Raw genomic sequence first — 22,240 nt, 5'->3', positions numbered from 1 at the left:
AGATCGGGGACCCTTTCCCAATCGCCAATGGTCGCTAAGTCGCGACCTTCCTTTTGGGAGAACGGTTTGGGACGAGGGTTTGCCTTAATCCCGCCCTATCGTACGCTTTTCACAGAGGCAGAGAGGTCTTGCAATGTCCAGCCCACATGATGACTTTGCCCACAGCCTGGTCCGCGAGGTGCTCGCGGGTCCCACCACCCTTCGCGCCCATCCCGATCGTCCTGCCAAGCTGCTGGTACCGCGCCCCGACGGCCGGATGGCCGGCATCGATCTCACGCCTTTCGAAGCGGAACCCCAGCCGATGACCGCCGGCCATTATTTTCACGGAATCAGATCCGTGGATAAACTGCTGACGGCTTATCGGGAAGCTCGGCAGTCGAAACCGTTCGAAGAGGATCTGCCGGAAGCCTTGGAACACGTGGACCCTTATGCCCGCGAGTTTCTCGACGGCGTGCTGGCCCGTGCCCGGCGTTTTCTGACCGATGCCGAGGCGAAGCTGATCGGCGACTGGGTCGGCCGGCTCGATGTCTACGTGGCGGTCAAGGCCATCGAATCGCTGCTGTACAGCCAGGCCGATCTGACCTTGCTGAAGATCGCGCCGCGCCTGGGCTGGACCGTCCATTTCGATCATCTCGCGATCCGCTGCGGCTCGTCGGCCCACAGGGATGCCGAACGGGTCGTGGAAAACCTGCGCCGCCATCACGGCTATGTGCCCTCGCAAGTCGAAGGCGAAGATTTCTATCAGTTCGAGGACGGCTGGAACGCCTACCTGCTCTACAAAATCCTGGAAAACGGCCAGGTGCTGCGGCTGTTCATCGATCAGTCGGATGCCGATAATCCCACCCAGATCATCCAGCATTGGAATCACGTTTACGGCTACACCGCCCATCATCTGGCGATCCGGGCCACGCGGTTCGAGGAAGGCCGGCGCGTCGCGGTCGGTTTGTCGAAGCTGATGCATACCATGGAGGCGGAAGGCATAGCCATCATGACCCCGACGGGTGACTACACCGATCGGCTGCTGCTACAGGTATTCACCCGGCCCGAGCGGAACCGGGAAGTTCCGGAACGGATCCGGGAGGTCTTGAGGACTCACGGTGCGGAGCTGGAAACCGTCATCGAAAACGCCAAGCTCCTGGAACTTCTGTCGCGCCGGGAAACGAGCCCGGAACTGGCCGAGCGATTCTTCGCGCTGTACGACATTCCTTACGAGCGGGACAATCCGCTCCATTCCGCCCCGATCTACAACTATTTCCTGCCGGAACAGGCGGCCCATGTCATTCGTACCTCGGTCCAGACCGCCGCCTAGCGAGGAGACCATGTCATGCGGAACGTCTGCGTCCTGGGCGCCGGCACCATCGGTTCCCTGATTGCCGGCCTGCTTTCCCGGGCGGGCGACTATACCGTTCATCTGGTCGATCACGATGAAAACGCCCTGAAGCGGGCTGCCGAGGACATCGATCGGCAAAACCTGACGACCCTCGCCGTGGATGCGATCCACGGCAGCGGGCTCCGACATTGCCTGTCGGATTATCCTTTCGGAGCAATCATCTCCGCGCTGCCGTACTACTGCAACCCGCTGGTGGCCGAGTACGCCATCGAATCGGGCCTGCATTATTTCGATCTGACCGAGGACGTGACCGTTACCCGTTACGTCCAGAACCTCAGTCAAGGCGCGGAGACCGCTTTCGTTCCGCAGTGCGGCCTGGCGCCCGGTTTCATCAACATCGTGGCGAACGATCTGATGGGACATTTCGACGAGCTGGACACCGTGAAGCTGCGGGTCGGCGCGCTGCCGGTACATCCCAGCAACGTCCTGAAATACTCGCTCACCTGGTCCACCGACGGATTGATCAACGAATACGGCAATTTCTGCTATGGGCTCGAGGACGGCCACAAAGTCGTCCTGATGCCGCTGGAAGGCTATGAAACCATCGAAATCGACGGGCTGCTCTACGAAGCCTTCAACACCTCGGGCGGCCTCGGCACCCTGGCCGATACCTACAGCGGCAGGGTCAAGACGCTGAACTACAAAACCCTGCGCTATCCCGGCCACTGCGAGAAGATTCACTTCCTGATGCGGGACCTCAAGCTCAACAAAGATCGGGAAACCCTCAAACGCATCCTCGAAAACGCCATCCCCAAGACCGTGCAGGACGTGGTGTTGGTTTATGTCTCGGTCAGCGGCAAGCAGCGCGGCGAACTGTACGAAGAGAACTACGTGAAAAAAATTTATCCGCAGACGATCTACGGGAAGCTGTGGTCGGCCATCCAGGTGACCACCGCCGCCGCCGTGTGCGCAGTCGTCGATCAGGTGTTGAACCGGACCGAGCTCTACCAAGGTTTCGTGACGCAGGAGAGCTTTCGGCTCGAGGATTTTTTGGAGAACCGGTTCGGGCGGTATTACCGATGAGGTGAATCGCCTGGATGCGAGGGTGTAGGATGCGCTGACGACGGAAGCGCATCGTTCGAGTCATTCACCCGCATCAAGGTCGAATTTCCCCATGTGGCTGGATAGATTCCCCGTTCGACAAAGTAATGAAAACTCGAATACGGCCAATTGCTAACCCGCTTTACCCAACGCGAACGATGCGCTTCGTCCCTCAACGCACCCCATGGCTCTAAACCGCTGTAATCCGGTTATAAGGAAGTGGAGGATAGGTTTTCCTTTTCCCCACGTGACAGCGGTCTATCCTCCGGATGGCGGGAGCCCGCCATGAGAGCCGCATGGCGCAGGGCATCCAGGCGTTTGGCGTAGTGATGGTCCCGATGAATCAAGCTCAACACGTCCAGACCCCTCAATACCTTGACCAGTTGCGGCTGCATCCCCACGAAGAAGAGGTGTTGTTTGTGCTCCCGAGTCATGCGGATCATGTCTTCCACCGCCTTGGCTGCCGAAGTGTCGATGAAAGGTACATCGGACAGGTCAAGGACCACGCTCTTGAAGGTGCTGAATTGCCGTACCCGCTCCAGGCGGCGGACCATGTTGTTGGCCGAGCCGAAACTCATGGGCCCATCGATATGGATAAGTATGATCTGGCCGTTGTTGCGGGCCAGGATGGCCGCCTCCTCGGAGATCAGGGGCGGTTCCGGAGCCTCGTGGGTGATGATGCGCAGTCTCGATTCTTCGAATTCCCCCATGCGCTTTACGAACAGGAGGTTCGCCAGTACCACGCCAACGCCCACCGCCTGGATGAGATCCACGAATACTGTCAGGCTCAGCACCACCAGCATGATCAGCACGTCGGCCCGTGGCGCATGAACGACATGCCGCACGAACCACCAGTCGATGATATCGATGCCCACCTTGAGCAGGATGCCGGCGAGTACGGCAAGCGGGATCTTTTCGGCTAATGGGCCCAGCCCCAATAGTATGGCCAGGAGGAACACTGCGTGGAGCATGCCCGAAAGGGGCGTGCGTCCACCGGTGCGGACGTTGACCACCGAGCGCATGGTGGCCCCGGCTCCGGGTAATCCGCCGAAGAACCCGGCGACTATGTTGCCGATGCCCTGGCCGATACACTCCCGATTCGAATCGTGCTGGGTCCGGGTGAGATTGTCGCAAATCAGCGAGGTTAGCAGGCTGTCGATGGTTCCCAAAAGGGCCAGGATCGCCGCCGATTCCAGCATCACCAGCAAGAGATCGGCCTGAAAAGTCGGGATGATGAGGGTGGGAAAGCCTTCCGGCACCTCGCCGATAACCGGCGCGGCCGGTAGCCAGAAATAGGCGGTGAGCGTGCCGATTACCAGGGCCAGGACCGGCGGCGGAACCCACTGGCCAATACGGACGGGAGTCAGCGACACGATCCCCAGTGAGAGGAGGGTGAGTCCGACCGCCTGGGGATTGAGGCTGTCCCAGAACTCCGGGATCGCCCGCAGCGTGGCCAGTACCCCTTCCGGTTTGGGGGAGTGCCCCAGCAGGGCGGGAATTTGCAGAATGAGAATGATGCAGCCGATCCCGCTCATAAAGCCGGAAATCACCGGAAACGGGACCAGCCGAATGTAGCGCCCCCATTTGAGGAGGCCGATGAGAATCTGGATGACGCCGCCCATCATCACGACAGTGAAGGCGAGGGTGGGTTGATGGACATAGAGCAGGAGGACTTCGGCTATGACCACGGTCATCGGACCCGTGGGGCCGGAGACCTGAGCGGGCGTTCCGCCGAACAAGGCGGCGAAAAAACCCACGAAGATGGCTCCATAGAGTCCGGCGATGGCCCCTGCCCCGGAGGTTACGCCGAAGGCAAGCGCCAAAGGAAGGGCCACGACCGTGGCAACGAGGCCGCCGTAGATGTCGCCGCGAAGATTATTGAAGTGAAGACCGTAGATCAGCGGTTTCATGGTTCGATCTCTCTTGCCACATTTCAGGCGGCGACAATCTTAGCGGCAACTGCTTATCGGCAGCCTATCTGTGGGCAAGTGTACATCTCCGGTATAGGCGGACGAAATGGCGCACCCGAGAACGGATTCCTCGAGCCGCAAGCCCGGCGGGCGATCCTGATGCAGGAGAGCGATATGAGCTTCAAGGCATTAGATGATTCGTTTGACGGCAAGCTGCATGGCGGAGGGGATGGGTACGGACGGGTGCTCCGGCAGAGCGAGAAACTGGCCGCGTCCAGGGACATAGGCGAAAACTTCGGCCTTATCGATCTTGTAAACCCAGCCATAGAGCTTGATAGTCCCTCGGACGAGTCCCGCGGCAACCACGGGGTGCGTACGCAGGTTTTCCAATTGAACTAAAACATTCTCTTGCACGGCGGCCGTCAAGAGGGAATTGCCTTCCAGATGAGCGTAATTTTCCCGAGTGATCCGGCGGGTCGCCTCGGCATGGCCGAGCCAAGCGCGAGCGGCCGGGAGGTCGGCCACGCTTTCCGGGCCGCTCAGCAGCGCCTGCATGGCCCCGCAATAGGTATGGCCGCAAACGATGATTTCCTTCACTCCCAGATTGGCGACGGCGTACTCGATGGTGGCCGCTTCCCCGCCGCCGCTAGCCCCATAAGGAGGAATGATATTCCCCGCATTCCGCAGGATGAACAGGTCGCCCGGTTTCGACTGCGTGATCCAGTTCGGGTCGATACGCGAATCTGAGCAGGTAATGAAAAGGGCAAGTGGATTCTGCCCGCCCGCCAGCTTTTTGAATGACTCTCTCTCTGACTTCGAGAGGCTCTGCTGAAACCTGTGAAAGCCTTCCACCAGTTCTTTCATGGGATTAACCTTCCTCACCATGGGCACACGCGCAGGGACGTCTTATTCAGCTCAGAGTGATACCGCCCCGCCGACTCACAGATACAAATTCGGTGGTTTAATCTCTTTGACCGTACCGGGCTTCTTGGTTCAGCAACCGCTTTTGGAAGCCGTGCCGGAAAACCGCTGCGACTCCTAATTCCATTTGGCATTCGAGTGAACATTCATCGTAGGATGGGTAGAGCGAAGCGAAACCCATCGATGGCGGGTTGGCCCCTAGTCTCAGCTCGGGACAGGCCCTTCGACAGGCTCAGGACAGGCTCCGCGTAACCCGCCGACCCTTCGACTTGGCTCAGGACAGAGGCCGTTCGGTGGGTTACGGCGCACGCGAAGCGCAGTGATCGACGGTCGGTCAGTGCTGATGTGCGCCTAACCCACCCTACGAAAATGAATGCCTGATTGAAAGCGATTTGAAATAAGGGAAGCTCCGGCCAAAGTAAATTTCGGCACTATGAATTAGGTCCACAGGATATGCGGAGGCACGACGCGTCCTACGAGCTGAGCTCAGTCGAGAGAGCCCCTCCCACAAGCTTGTATTTTCATGGTAATCCCATCGCCATAAGCATCACCTCGACAGGGTGATAGGCCCGCACCCCGAGCCCGTCGGCGATTTGGCGGCGGCAGCTGGTGCCGGGGGCCACGATCAGCGCATCGGTTCCAGCCTCGCGAATGGCGGGAAACAGGACCAGTTCGGCAATGTCCAGCGACACGGCGTGGTGCTCCTCCTCATAACCGAAAACGCCCGCCATGCCGCAGCAGCCGGAGGGAATGGGTCGAACTTCGACGCCGGGAATCAGCGACAGCGCCTTTAAAAGCGGCTGCATTCCGAGCAGCGCCTTCTGATGACAGTGGCCGTGCACCAGCAGTGTCTTGCCCGCTAGCGCGTCGCCGAAGGGATTTTTGCCGAGCCGACCGCTCTCATGAACGATGAATTCCTCGAAGGTCAGGGTGCGATCCGCCACGATACGCGCCTTTTTTCTGAGCTCCTCGCCCTCCAGTAAATCCGCCGCTTCGTCACGGAAGGTCAGGATTTCCGAAGGTTCGAGCCCGATGATCCAGCGGCCGGTCACCGCGGAAGGGTATAGCCGCTCGACGGCCCGGCTCAGCCGTTTCCGGGCGGCGCTCAAAAGACCTTGGCTGATCTGTATCCGCCCGGATTCGAGACAGGGCGTTGCCGCCATGCGAAACCCGAACCGCTCCAAGACCTCGAAGGCCGCGATCGCCAACCGGGGTTCGTAGAATTCGGTGAAGGGATCGTTGAACAGCAGGACCTCGCCCTTCTGGCCAGCCGGTTCGGCCGGACGCCGCCGCTTCAGCCATCGGCTGAAAGGCTCGCTCGCGAGAGGCGGCAAGGGACGCTCCGGATGAAAGCCCAGCCGGGATTTGACCCAGATCTGCGCCAGCACGGCGTTGGACAGGGTGGGCGCGAAGCTCGCGATCCGGCTGAGCCGGTCGAAGTTCCCCACGATACGCGCCCGCCACGGCACTCCGGCCCGGTCGTAGTGCTGCTGCAGGAATTCCGCCTTCATGCGGGCCAAGTCCACGTTGGCCGGGCATTCCGATTTGCAGCCCTTGCAGGCCAGGCACAGGTCGAGGACATCCCGCAGCAGCTCGCGATTCATCGCCGTCCAGGGTTCGGAACTGTCCATGACCTGCCGGAAGATGTTGGCGCGGCCGCGGGTGCCGTGTTTTTCCTCCCGTGTCGCCATATAGGAGGGGCACATCGTGCCGCGCCCGGCGCTTTTCAGGCAGACCCCGGCGCCGTTGCACTTCGACGCGGCGATTCTTAAGCCCGCTTCGCGGCTCCAGTCGAAGTAGGCGGCAACCGGTTTCCCGTTATCATGGGCTCTCAGATCCGAAACCAACGGCGGAGGATCGAAAATCTTGTGCGGGTTCAAAAGATCGTGAGGATCGAAGGCGGCCTTGATCCCGTGCAGGAGCCCATAAAGTTCCCCACCCAAAAGACCTTCCAAATAAGGCGATCTCAGGCGGCCGTCGCCATGCTTGGCGCTGATCGTCCCGCCGAAACGGATCGCCCGTTCGAACACTTCTTCGACGATGCGCTCGTAAAGACGCCGGCCTTCCCGGCTGCGCAGATCGAGCAAGGGGCGGAAATGCAACACGCCCCATCCGGCCGGACCGAAGACGACGCAATCTACACCATGGCGGGCCATGATCGAGAAAATCGCCTCGGCATAAGCGGGCAGATCCTTGACTGACACTGCCGTGTCTTCGATGCCGGTGACGGCTTTGACCGGACCCGGCATGCCCATGAGCAGGCCCAATCCCGCCGCGCGCAGGCCCAGCGCCCGCTCCCGGAGCGGCGATTCGAGCACTTTCCGGGCATAACCCAAATTCCGCGAGCGCAATTCGGCCATCAGATTTGAGACCGTGGCGTCGACTTCACCGCCGGTTTCGTTCACGAAATCGATCAGCAGCACGGCGGCCGGATCGCCTTCGATCCAGAACCGGTTACGTTGCTGTTCCAGATTGGTCTTGGTGAGCTCCAGGATATGCCGGTCGACCAATTCCAATGCCGACGGCTTATGGTTCAGCGTCACGGCCACCGCCGAAAGCGCTTGCGGCAGGCTGTCGAACTGGACGCAGACCAAGCGGCGCCGGGCAGGCAGCGGCACGAGCCCAACTTCGATTTCGCCGACCAGAGCCAGGGTTCCCTCGCTGCCGCACAGCAATCGGGCCAGATTGAAAGGCGGCCCCCGAGATTCCCAAGGCTGCCCGCGCGCCAGCACGTCCAGGGGATAGCCGGCGTTGCGGGGAATGCCGTCGGGGCGGGGGAAGCGATCGAGAATCAGCGCCCGGCGACGGTCGATCGCCTGATACACGGCGCGGTAAATCCGCCCCTCCAGATTGTCCAGCGCTAATTTTTCCCGAAGCTGTTCGCCTCCAAGTGATTCGAACCGGGCGATGCTGCCGTCGCTCAAGACCGCCTCGGCGGACAGACTGTGATCGCGGGTCGTGCCATAGCGCAAGGCATGGCTGCCCCAGGCGTTGTTGCCGAACATGCCGCCTATCGTGCAGCGGTTGGAGGTGGAGGGATCGGGGGCGAACATCAGCCCGAACGGGCTCAGCGCATCGTTGAGATCGTCGCGGATCACGCCCGGCTGGACCCGTGCCCGCCTCCGCTCCGGGTCGATCGAGACGATCCGGTTCATGTGGCGGGTGAAATCGATTACCAGACCGTCGCCGACGCACTGCCCCGCCAGGCTGGTTCCGGCTGCGCGGGGAATCAGCGGCAGCCGTTCCTGCGCGGCGAATCTCATCAGCGTCACGCAATCGTCCCGGTGCTTGGGCCGCGCCACGGCCAGAGGCATCTTCTGGTGGGGCGAGGCGTCCGTGGCGTAAAGCAGACGCGAGAGCCGGTCGGTCAAAAGCTCCCCTTCAAGCGCTCGGCTTAAAACCGAGAGTTTTGATAGCGGTTCGGATGTCATGACGGGTGGGCTCGTTAACTGCTTAGACCGGGGATAGAATCGGAGGTTAGAGCCTTCCATGTCGAGGTCTGACGGAAAACCGGGATTTCGTAGGGTGGGTTAGGCGCACTCCAGCATACTCCGATGTCAATCACTGTGCTTTGCGTGCGCCGTAACCCACCAACGCGCGGTGTGGTGGGTTACGGTGCGCGCCTGACTCGGTGGGCCGCGTACAGGCGGTATGTAGGCGCACCTAACCCACCCTACGACATGGATCAACCCGGCGAAACGGGTTTATGGCACACGCTGATCATTCGTTGTAAGGTTTGCAGAAAACCGATGGGAGCGATCTCGATGGGATTACTGGATGGTAAAAGGGCGCTGGTGTGCGGCAGCAGTCAAGGGATCGGCCGGGCCATCGCCATGCTTTTCGCGGATCAAGGCGCCGAGGTCGTTCTCCTTGCCCGCAACGAGTCGGCGTTGAAGCTCGTCTGTGGAGGGCTCAGTTCCGCACATCGGCAGAAGCACAGCTACTTGGTGGCCGATTTCGGCTGTCCCGATCGCTTGAAGCAGATCCTGGAAGAACGCCTGCCGGCGCTTCTTCCCATTCACATCCTGGTCAACAACACAGGCGGACCGCCGGGCGGGCTTCTGTATGAAGCCGGGATCGAGGAATTCACTAGAGCCTTCACCCAGCACCTCATTTGCAGCCATATCCTGGTCCAAGCCCTGCTCCCCGGCATGAGGAGCGAGAGCTTCGGCCGGATCATCAATATCGTTTCGACTTCGGTCAAGCAGCCGATTCCGGGACTCGGCGTCTCCAACGCGGTGCGCGGCGCCATGGCCAACTGGGCCAAGACCTTGGCGGGCGAACTCGCGCCCTTCGGCATCACCGTGAACAACATCCTTCCGGGAGCGACCGAGACGGCGAGGCTCCGGGCTATCATGGAGGCCAAAGCCCGAAGCTCGAACAAATCCATCGATGACGTGGTCGAACAGACTAAACGCTCGATTCCCCTGGGACGGTTCGGAAAGCCCGAAGAAATCGCCTACGCGGCGGGTTTTCTCGCGTCCGATTTGGCTTCGTATATCACCGGGATCAATCTGCCCGTCGACGGGGGACGTACGATGAGCTTGTAAATATGCAACGAATCGCGAATTACATTGCCGGCGAACTCGTTCCGCCCGTCTCCGGCCGCTATCTCGAAAACATCGAACCGGCCACCGGCCGTTTGTTTTCGGAAGTGCCGGACTCCGATTCCGCCGATATCGACCGCGCCGCAGCCGCCGCAAGGACGGCGTTTCCCGCCTGGGCCGAGGCTCCGCTGGAAGAGCGATCCAGGCTGCTGCGCCGGATCGCGGATCTCATCGAAGCCAAGGCGGACGCGCTCGCCCGCGCCGAATCGGTCGATGCCGGAAAGCCTCTGAGCGCGGCGCGCCAGGTCGACATCCCGAGAGCCGCCGCCAATTTCCAATTCTTCAGCTCAGCCATCCAGCATTTCTTCTCCGAATCCCATGCCATGGGAAGCCAAGCGCTGAATTACACGCTCCGCGTGCCGCTCGGCGTCGTCGGCTGTATTTCGCCGTGGAACCTCCCGCTTTATCTCTTTACCTGGAAAGTCGCGCCCGCGCTGGCCGCGGGGAACACTGTCGTGGCCAAGCCCTCGGAACTGACGCCGATGACGGCGTTTTATCTCTCGGAAATCTGCCGGGAAGCGGGGCTTCCGCCGGGGGTTCTGAACATCGTCCACGGCACCGGCGCCAAGGCCGGGCAACGCCTGGTCGAGCATCCGAACGTCGAAGCCATCTCCTTCACCGGCGGCACCCAAACCGGAGCCCGGATCGCCCAAACCGCGGCTCCCAAGTTCAAAAAGCTCTCCCTGGAACTCGGCGGCAAGAATCCGAACATCATCTTTGCCGATTGCGATTTCGAACGCGCCGTGAGCACCACGGTCCGCTCGTCCTTTTTCAATCAGGGCGAAATCTGTCTGTCGGGGTCGCGGATCTTCGTCGAACGGCCGATCTACGAAACGTTCAGGGACGAATTCCTGCGACGGACCCAGGCGCTGCGCGTGGCCGATCCACTGAGCGGAGACTGCGACGTCGGCGCGCTCATTTCGGAAAGCCACCTCCGCAAGGTGCTGTCCTACATCGATCTGGCGCAGACCGAGGGCGGGCGGATCCTGACCGGCGGCAGGCAGGTGCGTCTTGAGGGCCGCTGCGAAAACGGATTCTTCGTCGAGCCGACCATCATCGAAGGTCTCTCCCCGGACTGCCGGGTCAATCAGGAGGAAATCTTCGGCCCCGTGGTCACCCTGATGCCTTTCGATGGCGAAGACCAAGCGGTCGAGTATGCCAACAGCACGATGTACGGGCTTTCCGCCACAGTCTGGAGCGAAAGCCTCAAGCGCTGCCATCGCCTGGCGAACCGGATCCATTCCGGGGTGATCTGGATCAACTGCTGGCTGCTCCGCGACCTCCGGACGCCTTTCGGCGGCATGAAGCAATCGGGCGTGGGCCGGGAAGGCGGCTTCGAGGCGCTCAAGTTTTTCACCGAAGCCAAGAACGTCTGCGTTTATCTCGGAGGATAGCGCGTATGGCGGGTCAGCGTATCGACTCGGAAAAAGCACCGGAACCCGTGGGCCTCTATCCCCACGCCAGGCGGGTGGGGAATCTCTTGTTCCTGTCAGGGGTCGGGCCGAGAAAACGCGGAAGCAAGATTATTCCGGGCGTCGAGCTGGACGAGGACGGGAATATCGTTGCCTACGAAATCGAGGCGCAATGCCGCTCGGTCTTCGAAAACGTCCGCCTGATCCTCGAGGAAGCGGGCTCCCGTTGGGACAAGCTGGTGGACGTCACCGTCTTCCTGACGAATATGGAAAAGGATTTTCCGGCTTACAACCGGCTCTACGCGGAATACTTCAGGACCAATCAGCCCTGCCGGACGACCGTCGAAGTGTCGCGGCTGCCGACCCCGATCGCGATCGAGCTGAAGTGCATCGCGACCATCGAATGAGAACGGAGAATCGCCGTGAGAGAACTCAAGCCTTTCAACTTCCGCGAGTGGATAGACCAACACCGCCATCTGCTCAAGCCCCCGGTCTGCAACAAACAGGTGTTCGAGGACGCGGAATTCATCGTCATGGCGGTGGGCGGCCCCAACCGCCGCAAGGATTATCACTACGACGAAGGCGAGGAGTTCTTCTACCAGGTCGAGGGCGACATGGTTCTCAAGATCATGGAGGACGGAAACCCCAAGGACATCCGCATCCGGGAAGGCGATATCTTTCTGCTTCCGCCGCGCATCCCCCATTCCCCTCAGCGCTTCGCCGACACGGTGGGGCTGGTCATAGAGCGAAAGCGAGGACCGGCGGAAAACGACGGTCTCCTATGGTACTGCGACAACTGTTCGAATTTGCTCTACGAGGAATATTTCCACCTCGAAAACATCGAGAAGGACTTGCCGCCGGTTTTCGAGCGGTTCTATTCCAGCGAGGAAAACCGGACGTGCAAGAAGTGCGGGACGGTGATGGAGGCGCCTTGAATACACACTCGCGGCACACGGTAGGATGGGCAAAGGCCGGTGGTAGTCTGTGCCCATTACTTCGGCCCTCAGTTCCCTCTCCCTCCGGGAGAGGGTTAGGGTGAGGGGATCGAAACTAGGTTTTCTTCCGATGAAACAACTGGCCCGAACGCTACGAAAACAACAGACCAACGCGGAGAAATTATTGTGGAGCTGGTTGAGAAACCGCCAGCTGGAAGGTTGCAAGTTCCGTCGGCAACAACCCATTGGCCCCTACATCGCAGATTTCCTCAGCCTAGAACCGAAGCTGATCATTGAACTCGATGGTGGACAGCATTCCGAGCAACAGGAACAGGACAATCAGCGAACCCGATACTTACAGGCTTTGGGTTATCGGGTGTTGCGGTTTTGGAATCATGAAGTGCTCGGCGATCTTGAGGCAGTGTTAGAGGCAATTCCGATTGCCATAGTTGTTCGATCCCCTCACCCCATCCCTCTCCCGGAGGGAGAGGGAGAAAGACCGGTACTTCGTAAAAAGGAAGGGGCTTGAGAACGGCTCATTATTAGGCACATGGAAAACAAACATGCTCAAAATCGACATCCATACCCACATCCTGCCGAAGAACTGGCCCGATCTTCGGGAGCGGTATGGCTATGGCGGGTTTATTCAGCTCGATCATCACCGGCCGGGCTGCGCCCGCATGCTCAGGAACGGCGAATGCTTCCGGGAAATCAGGAGCAACTGCTGGGATGCCGGGACCCGGCTCAAGGACTACGATGAATTCGGCGTGCAGGTTCAGGTGCTTTCCACCGTGCCGGTCATGTTCTCTTACTGGGCGAAACCGGAGCACACACTCGATCTCTCTAAACTGCTGAACGATCACATCGCCGGCGTCGTCGCCGAGTTCCCCAAGCGCTTTGTCGGGCTGGGCACTCTGCCCATGCAGGCGCCGAAACTCGCGGTCGGGGAGCTGGAGCGTTGCGTCCGCGATCTGAAGCTGGCGGGCGTCGAAATCGGCACCCACGTCAACGGCTTCAACCTGAACGAGACGCTTTTCTTCCCTGTCTACGAGGCAGCGGAAGATTTGGGAGCGGCCCTCTTCGTCCACCCTTGGGACGTTCTCGCCAACGAGCGCATGAAGAAATACTGGCTGAGCTGGCTGGTCGGCATGCCTGCGGAGACCGCCCTGGCCATCTGCTCGATGATTTTCGGCGGCGTCTTCGAGCGGTTTCCCCGGCTTCGTGTTGCGTTTGCCCACGGCGGCGGGGCGTTCCCGGGTACTTTCGGCCGTGTTCAGCACGGATTCGAGGTGCGCCCCGATCTTTGCGCCGTGGACAATGCCGTGGAGCCTGCCGAATACCTGGGGCGCTTCTATGTGGATTCATGCGTTAACGATCCACGCCTCCTGAGTTGCCTGATCGATCTTTTGGGCGCGAACTCGATCGCCCTCGGCTCCGACTATCCGTTTCCGCTGGGCGAAAACCGGCCCGGCAGGATGATAGCCGAGATGGCGCTGCCGCAATCGACCAAGGCGCGGTTGTTTCACGGCACTGCCTTGGAATGGCTCGGTCTCACAGCGGAATCCTTCGTATGACCGCCGTTGATGTCCATATCGGACCACGGACCTTCCGTATCGACTCGGCAAACCATTTCGACCTGTCCATCCCTGTCGATTTTGATGTCCGAGGACTCAGCGCCTTCGGGGTACCGCCCGCCGGCGTGCAAACGGTGGAAAACGCCTGGTTCGTCGGCGACACCCGGCGCGGCGGCAGCTGCAATGTGAGGGAATACCGTTTCATCCCCCATTGCCACGGCACCCATACCGAATGCGTGGGCCATATCGTGGATCAGGACGTATCGGTAACGGCATTTCTGAAGGATGCCTGGATTCCTGCCACCCTGATTTCCGTGAAGCCGGAAAAAGGCATGGATTGCCCGGAAAGTTATATCCCCGGCAAAGCGGAAGGCGATGCGCTCATTACCCGGAGGGCGCTAGTCGAAAAGTTAAGAACGCTGGATGACGAGGATTTTCACCAAGTGCTCGTCATCCGCTCGCTGCCCAATTCACCGTCCAAGAGAACACGGCAGTACTTGGCGACGCCTTATTTTTCCAATGAGGCGATGGCGGAAATCGTCCGACGCGGCGTCAAGCATCTTTTGGTGGATATGCCGTCCGTCGACCGCATGGAAGACGAGGGCAGGCTGTCGAATCACCGCCTTTTCTGGGAGCTGCCGCCCGACGCCCACGATTTGAATCGCTGCAAAGCGCCTTTTCGAACGATTACCGAACTCATCTTCGTGGGCGACGACATTCGGGACGGTTATTACCTGCTCAATCTTCAAATCGCGCCTTTCCGCGGCGATGCGGCACCCAGCCGGCCGCTGATCTTTCCCGTGGAGGTTCCATGAGGTTCGAAGCGCACCGATCTCTCGCCGAGGCGCTGGACCGAGCGGATATTCTTGGTTCGTACCGAAGCGACTTTCACATCCCGAAGCGGGAAGATGGCTCGGAAGAGATTTATTTTTGCGGCAATTCTCTGGGACTTCAGCCGAAATCGGCGCGGCGCTACGTGGAGGAGGTGCTGGCCGCGTGGGCGCGGATGGGAGTGCGGGGACACTTCGAGGGAGATCATCCCTGGCTGCCTTATCACGAGTTCGCGACGGAGAAACTGTCCCGGTTGGTCGGAGCCCTGCCCGTCGAAGTGGCGGCGATGAACTCCCTGACGGTCAACCTTCATCTCCTGATGGTGAGCTTTTACCGTCCGACGCCGGAGCGCCATAAGATCCTGATCGAGGAACACGCTTTCCCGTCGGACCGCTACACCATGGCTTCCCAAATCGCCTTTCACGGCTTCGACCCGGAAGAGTCGCTGATCGAAGCCAGATCCCGTCCGGGTGAAGCGATTCTTCGTGTGGAGGATCTATTAGAGCTCATCGAACGGGAAGGAGACGGCATCGCGCTGATCCTGTGGCCGGGCGTGCAGTTCTACACGGGCCAAACCTTTGCCATGGACGAAATCGCCGGAGCGGGGCACAGGAAAGGCTGCGTGGTCGGGTTCGACCTGGCCCACGCCGTCGGCAATCTGGTCTTGAAACTGCACGACTGGAACGCGGATTTCGCCGTTTGGTGTTCCTACAAATATTTGAACGCGGGACCCGGAGCCGTCGCGGGCTGTTTCGTCCACGAGCGGCACGCCGAACGCTTCGATCTTCCCCGCTTCGCCGGCTGGTGGGGGCATGACAAATCCACCCGGTTCGTCATGCCGCCGAGGTTCAGTCCTTTGCCCGGGGCCGAAGGCTGGCAGCTCAGCAATCCGCCCGTTCTCTCCCTGGCGCCCCTGCTTGCGTCCCTGGATCTGTTCGATCGAGCCGGAATGACGGCGCTGCGGACCAAGTCGGAATCATTGACCGGTTATCTGGAACGCCTGCTCAAGGAACGGTTCGACGACGAGATCGCCATCCTCACGCCGCCCGCCCCCGCCGAACGGGGTTGCCAGCTTTCGCTCAGATTGAAGGACGGCAAGCGGGTGTTCGAAAAGCTGAGCGCTTCCGGGATCGTTTGCGACTGGCGGGAGCCTGACGTGATCCGCGTGGCGCCGGTCCCGTTTTACAACCGCTACATCGAAATCTTCGATTTCGTGGAGCGGCTCAAGGGAGTGATCGAACATGCGGACTAAAGTTATCACCCTGATCGGCGGAGGGCTCGCCGGATGCCTCCTCGCCATGTTCCTGGCCCGCCGGCGGTTTTCCGTCCGGGTCTTCGAGCGCTTGCCGGACATGCGCAAACACCAAATTCCGGCGGGGCGGTCGATCAACCTCTCGCTGTCCACCCGCGGCATCCATGCCCTGAAGGAAGTCGGGCTATACCGGAATATCGAAAAACATCTGGTCGCCATGCCCGGCCGCATGATCCACGACAGGGACGGAAAACTGCTCTATCAACCCTATGGCAGGGACGAATCCGCCGTTCATTATTCGGTGGAAAGGGCCGCGCTCAACAAGATCCTGCTCGATGGGGCCGAAGCCGCCGGGGCCGAGCTTTTTTTCGGCGAAAAGTGCGAAGGAATGGATTTCGAAAACCGGCATCTGCTGCTCCGGCGTGAAGACGACGATAACCCGCGCATTCTGCCTTTCGATACGCTGATCGGCACCGACGGCGCGGGTTCCGCGGTGCGCCAGGCCATGATCGTACAGAAAGGCATCGACTGCCGAGACGAGCACCTGCCGCACGGCTACAAGGAGCTGGCCATCCCGCCAGGACCCGAAGGCGCTTTCAGGCTGGAAAAGAACGCCCTGCACATCTGGCCGCGCGGCGGCTTCATGCTGATCGCCCTGCCCAATCGGGACGGCAGTTTTACCGCCACCTTGTTCCTGCCCCATTCGGGCCTCGAGAGTTTCCGGACGCTCAGCGACGAGGGCGCCATCCTGCATTTCTTCGAAACCGAGTTTCCCGACGTGCTTCCCCTGATGTCCGACCCGGTTCACGATTTTCTGAACCATCCCACCGGGACCTTGGGCACGATTCGCTGCTTTCCCTGGCATGTCGGCGATCAGGCGCTGATTCTGGGCGATGCCGCCCACGCGGTGGTTCCCTTTCACGGGCAAGGGATGAACTGCGCCTTCGAGGATTGCGTCGTTCTCGACCGGTTGCTCGATGAACACGATAACTTCGAAAGCCTTTACCGAAACTTCGAGGCCCAGAGAAAGCCGAATGCCGAGGCCATCGCCGACATGGCGCTGGAAAACTACATCGAGATGCGCGATTCCGTCCGTGACCCCAAGTTTCACTTGCGGAAGCACATCGAATGGCTGCTCGAAGAGCGCCACCCGGCGAGATTCATCCCGCGCTACGCCATGGTCATGTTTCACCGCATTCCCTATGCCGTCGCCAAAGAACGCGGCGACGTCCAGGCCGGCATCATCGAGCGTTTGTCGGAATCCATAAACCGGGTAGACGACGTAGACCTCGACCTGGCCGACCGGCTCGTCACGGAAAGCTTGCAGCCCTTGGCCGCAATGCCATCGCGGTCTTGATGGCGGGCGGGGCATCAGGTGCGCCCCGCACTACCCGCACATCACCCAGCGAGGCTGGCGGCCACCCACCGACGCGAGCGGCACGACCATCGAGCATTGGTCCGGCGGGTTACGGCGCACGGAAAGCATGGTGATCAGCGGCCAGCGGATGCCGGCGTGCGCCTAACCCGCCCTACGACATTCCGGTTTCCGTCAACCGCCGAAAGAGCAGTAGGTATCCGGAACCAATGGATTGATCGGCAATTCAAATCTAGAACTACCCCGATCCGATTTATCTCCGATAGATGGCTCGCAAGGAGGTGTTATGCGATTCCGGAACAAGGCGATTTCAAGCAGCGCTGCCCGTTGGTTCCTCGGCGGCTTTGTTTTTCCCGTGGCCGTAGCGGCCGCTCAGACCAACGGCAAGCCGTTGGATGCCGTTGCCGAGGCGCAAACGCCGAGAGCCGCTCCCTCTTCCCGGCCGGAGTCGCAGAAATCCGAGCATGATCGCTCTGGCGCTTTCCGCGCCCCCCATGCCCAGCCTTCCTCGAACGCCTTTGGCGGCCAGCCCGATCAGGGCAAGGTGCTGGGCTTCGATTTCTACCGCGATCCCCTCAATGCCAAGAGGCCCATGCAGACTTTCGAGGAGATCATGCAGGAGGACAAGGCGGCCAAGCCCAAGATCACCGCCGATCAGCGAAAACTGCTGGAAAGCCGCTATGATCTGACCCCAAGACTCCATCGAGAGGCGAAAATGTCGCGGGGTAAACCCATTCCGGTAGGTCCCACCGCGCGGCTGCGCAACGGCATGACCTGGGACACGCTGGCCGCGATGACGCCCGAGGAGATTCGCGAAAAGGGACTCTTCCCTTATCCCGCCCTGCCGCATCCGAAGCAAGCCACCGGCGGCCAGGTCTTCCCGAAAATGCAGATCGAGATGTTCCCGCGGCTGGAGCGCTTCGATGTGGAATTCGATCTGCCGGACGCCTTTCTGCCGGAGTTCCCGCCCGCCATGTTCCTGCAAAACCGGCCGGAACTGGGTGACGTATCCCGGGGCGAGGTCGTCTCGATCAACAATTACTATGCGCTTTTCAAGGACCTGCTGACGCCCGTTCAGCTCGACGGCCTGCGCCTGCTGCTCACGCCGTTTCCCCAGGAAGAATTCAATCCCACCGACGACCGGAAAAGCGAACAGCCGAGCCTAGGCGTCACCTGCCTCGATTGCCATATCAACGGTCATACGACCGGACAATTCCACCTCAATCCGGACAACCGGCCGCAAGAGCGGCGCCTCCGCCTCGACACGGTCAGCCTGCGCGGCGTGTTCAATCAACAACTGCACGGTTCCAAGCGGAGTCTCCGCTCGGTCGAGGACTTCACCGAATTCGAATTTCGTACCGCCTATTTCAACGGCGATCCCATCCACGCCATGAAGAAAGGTTTTACCCAGTTCGATCGGGTGCAGGTTTCGCACATGGCGCAGATGCAGAACATGTTCGACTTCCCGCCGGCGCCCAAGCTCGACGTTGCCACCGCTCGGCTCGACCCCTCCAAGGCCACCGAAGCCGAGCGCCGCGGCGAAGAAGTGTTCTTCGGCAAGGGTAAATGCGCCGCGTGCCATATGCCTCCGACCTACCTCGACCACCAGATGCACGACCTCCACCTAGAACGCTTCGTCAACGAGGCGCCGCTGGGGCCGATGAAGACGTTCACCTTGCGCGGCATCAAGGACAGCCCGCCCTACATGCACGACGGGCGTTGCCTGACCCTGGAGGACACGGTGGAGTTTTTCAACCTGGTGCTGGGGCTCAAATTGAACACGCAGGAAAAGTCGGACCTGGCGGCGTTCATGCGGGCGCTGTAAAAATCGCTTTTTCCAAGCGCTTGAAGTTTAGATTGGTTCCCAAACTCCCGTTTGGGAACCCAAAGCGAGAGGCTCCGAAGTAGGAACTTGGGAGCCAGCGAAAGCAAGCCTTAGATCACCATCGGCCGGTCTCGGGCGCGATGCCGAAGCCGGCGTTGTGAAGAGCCGCGACCAGCATCGCCCTTTCGGTCTCCGATAGCGGCAATAGCGGCGGCCGGGGCGCAAGCCAGGCGGGATCGCCCGTCTGCGCGGCGCGAATCGCCTTGAATGCGGGAACGAAGGGGTAGCGCAGGACGATGTCCAGGAACATACGGACTCGAGTTTCGTCGTCCGGCGGCACGTCCGGCTTGAGTAGCGCCGCGATAAGGGCCGGAAAGAGGTTCGCGATGCCGCAGATGGTTCCGGCTCCGCCGGCGCGCATCAGACGCGGCAGATGCGATTCGTGGCCGAGCAGGATCGAAAGCTGAGGCACGCGTCTCAACAGCCCGGCGGTATGTTCGAAATCGCCGCCGCTGTCCTTCACCCCCGCAATGATGCCGGGATAGGCGGCCGCCAGCCGGGCGACGACTTCCGGCCGGATCGGCACGGCCGAGAGTTGCGGGATGTGATACAGATAAACGCGCAGACGCGTATCGCCCACCGTATCGATCAGCATCGAGTAGTAACGGAACACAGCCTCGTCGGTCAAATTTTTCCAGAAGAACGGCGGAAGGATCAGGCAGCGCGGGCAGCCGGTTTTCAGCGCGTGCCGGGTCAGCGCCAGGGTGTCGGAGAGTGCGGCGCATCCGGTGGCGGCGAGCAGGCGGCCCGGCGCGATGCCGGCAGCCAGCAGCGCGTCAAGCCCCTCGCAGCGCTCGGCCACCGAGAAGGAGGGACCTTCGCCGGTCGTGCCGAACGGCACGATACCGGCCACGCCTTTCGCGAGCAATTCCCGCACCAGTGCGGCGAGTCTCGCATGATCCACGCCGCCGTCCCGGCCGAGCGGCGTCAGCGTTGCACACCAAAGTCCGCGTATGGGAGCGGGTTCCGTCATGGTGAAGTCCTCCTCAGAATCCGGGTGAGGATGCGCCTATCTTAAGTACGCACCGACTGCCGCGCGTTTCAGGAAAGGTTACCGGGGAACCACGGTGAAATCTACGGGATGGGGGTGCCGGCGGATCTTGTGGGTCGCCTCGCCCGTTGCCGTCGGCCACCAGGTTTTAACTCCATTCGGCATCCGAGTGAACATTGCGTAGGGTGGGTTAGCGAAGCGTAACCCACCGGGCGACCTTGAATCGGTGGGTTACGCTTCGCTAACCCACCCTACAAACATGAATGCCTGATTGAAGGCGATTGGGAATAAGAGGCAGAATCCATGAACGAAGACCAGGGAAAGATCACCGTCTATTACGATGGCGCCTGCCCGCGCTGTGTCCGGGAGCGCCGCCGCTACGAGCGGCTGGCGGGAAAAAGCGGCGAGCGGGTCTGTTGGTTCGATATCACGGGACGGGAGGACAGACTCCGCGAGATCGGCATCGATCCCCGCAAGGCCCTGACCGAACTGCATGTCCGCGACGAAAACGGGCGGATCGCGTCCGAGCTGGATGCTTACATCCTATTGCTGGAGAGAGTCGCGTTTCTAAGACCCTTGGCCTGGCTTATCGGACTGCCGGTGATCCGCCCGCTGCTGGCTCGTCTCTATCACAAAATGGTAATCCGCCGGTTGAAAAAGAGCGGGCGGCTGTAGCGGGCTCGCCGAGCACTATCGCTCCAAGAATCGGGCTTTTTATTTCGTTCAATCCTTCCGCCCACCATCGGACGAGCCATGCCGAGAAGCAAACCTGTCGCTCACGATTGACCGCACAGGGATACTATTTGACCTGATCGCCGCCGTCGATCGGGTGATCGGCAGAGCCGGTGCTTTTCATGGCGCATTGCGGAGCGTCGGCTTCCGTAGTCATCCCGCCAGGCGGAGGATCTTCGCAGAAATCCTTAGCCACGGTCACGCCGGTCGGTTGCACGATGCCGGGATCGGTGATGGACGTCAGCAGGGTCCCGGTGTTCGCGTCGTACACCCTCAAGGCATCGGGTTGCGAGACGTACAATTTCGCTTTCTTCGGATGCAGCGCCATCTGATCCATTCCGTAGAATTCGGGAGCGTTGGAAATCGGAACCGAAAACAGCGGTTCGTTGCTGAAGGTCGCGTTCTTGGCGTCATAACGATAGACGTCCAGGAAACCCGCATCTCCCGGGGATTCGCCGTTACTCCGGGCAAAGGCCCGGTCTACTGCAAAGTCGACCAAACCGGAAATCCCGGAGGACGTGCCGGATAATGCGCGCATGTTGACCCGTTCCAGTCCCGGAATCGCAAACGACGTTATTTCGGGAGCGCCACGGGCGATGACGAGGCCCGATCCGCCGTCCGGAGCGCAGAAGACATTATTGGGTTCGGCGAAACCGAGAGACAGCATCTCGCCGGTATCTCTCAAGGTCCCGGTGTCGCTGAGCGTGAGCCGGCGCACCGTTGCATCGGCGGACGAGGTGGCCAGTACCGAGCCGTCGCTGCAAACCTCGACCGAATTGGTATCGGTACCCACGGACAAGGTGCTGATCTCGGCCTGTTTGGCGATGTCGATGACCGAGATCGGCTGAGTGAAGAGGCCATCGGACACCAGCAGGAACTTCCCGTCGGGGCTGATCGAGAGATCCTCGCCATTGTTGGCGATGGGAATCGGATTCGTGCCTTCGGCGAGGCGGGGAGGCGACGCGGTCAGGTCGATGACGAAGACTTCGCTGTTGAAATTCGTCACGAATCCCCGGGTCTGATCCGGCGTGATGAGAACGTCACCGATCGCCAGGCCGGCGGTCGCTATGGTCACCGATCCCAGTACGGTGTCGGTATCGGCATCGAATATCGTGACCGAAGCCGTGGTGTTGTCCGCCACCATGCCGAGAGCCCTTGCGGACGCCGAAGGCGCCTGTAAGGCCGGGACCAAGATGGCACCCATGAGAATCGCTGCCAGGCCGGTCCTTTTCCTGTAATCGCTGTTCATGTGACTTCATCCCTGCTGTTGCGATCGAGCGATGGCCGCGGTTTTTCGATGCGCGGAATCCGCTCCTTGCTGCGCTTGTTTGGTTAATGAGACTTGTCCTTGGAAAAGGAGTTGCACGCCGAGGCCAATCCTTCA

The 22,240-nt window shown here is 60.6% G+C and carries 18 protein-coding genes; 13 read left to right on the top strand and 5 right to left on the bottom strand.

Going from position 1 to position 22,240, the window contains the following annotated elements; translation table 11 throughout:
- The first annotated feature begins 133 nt into the window (after positions 1 to 133).
- Positions 134 to 1,309, top strand: coding sequence for a hypothetical protein (locus ACWJJK_RS22245; RefSeq protein WP_156881831.1), 1,176 nt, complete (start codon positions 134 to 136; stop codon positions 1,307 to 1,309).
- A gap of 15 nt (positions 1,310 to 1,324) precedes the next feature.
- A complete protein-coding gene (locus ACWJJK_RS22240; protein ID WP_156881830.1) occupies positions 1,325 to 2,413 on the top strand; it encodes a saccharopine dehydrogenase C-terminal domain-containing protein in 1,089 nt (362 codons plus the stop codon).
- Positions 2,414 to 2,640: 227 nt separating this feature from the next.
- Here the strand turns inward: ACWJJK_RS22240 and ACWJJK_RS22235 are convergent, their stop codons facing one another.
- The 3 genes from ACWJJK_RS22235 to ACWJJK_RS22225 form a co-directional block, all read right to left on the bottom strand.
- The gene (locus ACWJJK_RS22235; RefSeq protein WP_454128500.1) at positions 2,641 to 4,341 is read right to left on the bottom strand and encodes a SulP family inorganic anion transporter; all 1,701 of its coding nucleotides are present in this window, start codon (positions 4,339 to 4,341) and stop codon (positions 2,641 to 2,643) included.
- Between the two features lie 189 nt (positions 4,342 to 4,530).
- Positions 4,531 to 5,205, bottom strand: a complete 675-nt coding sequence (locus ACWJJK_RS22230; RefSeq protein WP_077730921.1) for a carbonic anhydrase — start codon at positions 5,203 to 5,205, stop codon at positions 4,531 to 4,533.
- Between the two features lie 578 nt (positions 5,206 to 5,783).
- Entirely contained in the window at positions 5,784 to 8,693 is a 2,910-nt protein-coding gene (locus ACWJJK_RS22225; protein WP_454128499.1) for an FAD-binding and (Fe-S)-binding domain-containing protein, read from the bottom strand.
- Between the two features lie 318 nt (positions 8,694 to 9,011).
- Between ACWJJK_RS22225 and ACWJJK_RS22220 the strand changes: the two genes are divergently transcribed.
- The 10 genes from ACWJJK_RS22220 to ACWJJK_RS22175 all read left to right on the top strand — a co-directional run bounded on the left by ACWJJK_RS22220 (position 9,012) and on the right by ACWJJK_RS22175 (position 19,073).
- Positions 9,012 to 9,812, top strand: a complete 801-nt coding sequence (locus ACWJJK_RS22220; RefSeq protein ID WP_454128498.1) for an SDR family oxidoreductase — start codon at positions 9,012 to 9,014, stop codon at positions 9,810 to 9,812.
- 2 nt (positions 9,813 to 9,814) lie between these two features.
- On the top strand, positions 9,815 to 11,263 hold the full coding sequence (locus ACWJJK_RS22215) for an aldehyde dehydrogenase (protein ID WP_156881828.1): 1,449 nt from the start codon (positions 9,815 to 9,817) through the stop codon (positions 11,261 to 11,263).
- A gap of 5 nt (positions 11,264 to 11,268) precedes the next feature.
- Positions 11,269 to 11,688, top strand: a complete 420-nt coding sequence (locus ACWJJK_RS22210) for a RidA family protein (protein ID WP_434110854.1) — start codon at positions 11,269 to 11,271, stop codon at positions 11,686 to 11,688.
- 15 nt (positions 11,689 to 11,703) lie between these two features.
- Complete coding sequence (locus ACWJJK_RS22205; RefSeq protein ID WP_086133723.1) at positions 11,704 to 12,216, top strand: 3-hydroxyanthranilate 3,4-dioxygenase; 513 nt, start codon at positions 11,704 to 11,706, stop codon at positions 12,214 to 12,216.
- A 130-nt stretch (positions 12,217 to 12,346) separates the two neighbouring features.
- Positions 12,347 to 12,745 (top strand): endonuclease domain-containing protein, encoded by a 399-nt coding sequence (locus ACWJJK_RS22200; RefSeq protein WP_086133722.1) that lies wholly within the window; start codon positions 12,347 to 12,349, stop codon positions 12,743 to 12,745.
- A 34-nt stretch (positions 12,746 to 12,779) separates the two neighbouring features.
- On the top strand, positions 12,780 to 13,790 hold the full coding sequence (locus ACWJJK_RS22195; protein WP_454128497.1) for an amidohydrolase family protein: 1,011 nt from the start codon (positions 12,780 to 12,782) through the stop codon (positions 13,788 to 13,790).
- Complete coding sequence (locus ACWJJK_RS22190) at positions 13,787 to 14,605, top strand: cyclase family protein (RefSeq protein WP_434110860.1); 819 nt, start codon at positions 13,787 to 13,789, stop codon at positions 14,603 to 14,605. The genes ACWJJK_RS22195 and ACWJJK_RS22190 overlap by 4 nt, the downstream gene beginning before the upstream one ends.
- Entirely contained in the window at positions 14,602 to 15,873 is a 1,272-nt protein-coding gene (gene kynU, locus ACWJJK_RS22185) for a kynureninase (RefSeq protein WP_086133719.1), read from the top strand. The genes ACWJJK_RS22190 and kynU overlap by 4 nt, the downstream gene beginning before the upstream one ends.
- Positions 15,863 to 17,230, top strand: coding sequence for an FAD-dependent oxidoreductase (locus ACWJJK_RS22180; RefSeq protein ID WP_086133718.1), 1,368 nt, complete (start codon positions 15,863 to 15,865; stop codon positions 17,228 to 17,230). Before kynU ends, ACWJJK_RS22180 begins: the two co-directional genes overlap by 11 nt.
- 304 nt (positions 17,231 to 17,534) lie before the next feature.
- Complete coding sequence (locus tag ACWJJK_RS22175; RefSeq protein WP_454128496.1) at positions 17,535 to 19,073, top strand: cytochrome B6; 1,539 nt, start codon at positions 17,535 to 17,537, stop codon at positions 19,071 to 19,073.
- Positions 19,074 to 19,188: 115 nt separating this feature from the next.
- On the opposite strand, the gene ACWJJK_RS22170 is transcribed toward ACWJJK_RS22175, so the two are convergent.
- Positions 19,189 to 20,106 carry a dihydrodipicolinate synthase family protein gene (locus ACWJJK_RS22170; RefSeq protein ID WP_156881824.1) on the bottom strand — a complete coding sequence of 306 codons (918 nt, stop codon included), beginning with the start codon at positions 20,104 to 20,106 and terminating at the stop codon, positions 19,189 to 19,191.
- Between the two features lie 321 nt (positions 20,107 to 20,427).
- Here ACWJJK_RS22170 and ACWJJK_RS22165 point away from each other — a divergent pair, with 321 nt between their 5' ends.
- Entirely contained in the window at positions 20,428 to 20,799 is a 372-nt protein-coding gene (locus ACWJJK_RS22165; protein WP_156881823.1) for a thiol-disulfide oxidoreductase DCC family protein, read from the top strand.
- 124 nt (positions 20,800 to 20,923) lie between these two features.
- On the opposite strand, the gene ACWJJK_RS22160 is transcribed toward ACWJJK_RS22165, so the two are convergent.
- On the bottom strand, positions 20,924 to 22,105 hold the full coding sequence (locus ACWJJK_RS22160; protein WP_434110872.1) for a hypothetical protein: 1,182 nt from the start codon (positions 22,103 to 22,105) through the stop codon (positions 20,924 to 20,926).
- Positions 22,106 to 22,240: the final 135 nt, after the last annotated feature.

Source organism: Methylocaldum gracile (assembly GCF_053646815.1).
This window is presented reverse-complemented; position numbering and strand designations above follow the sequence as displayed.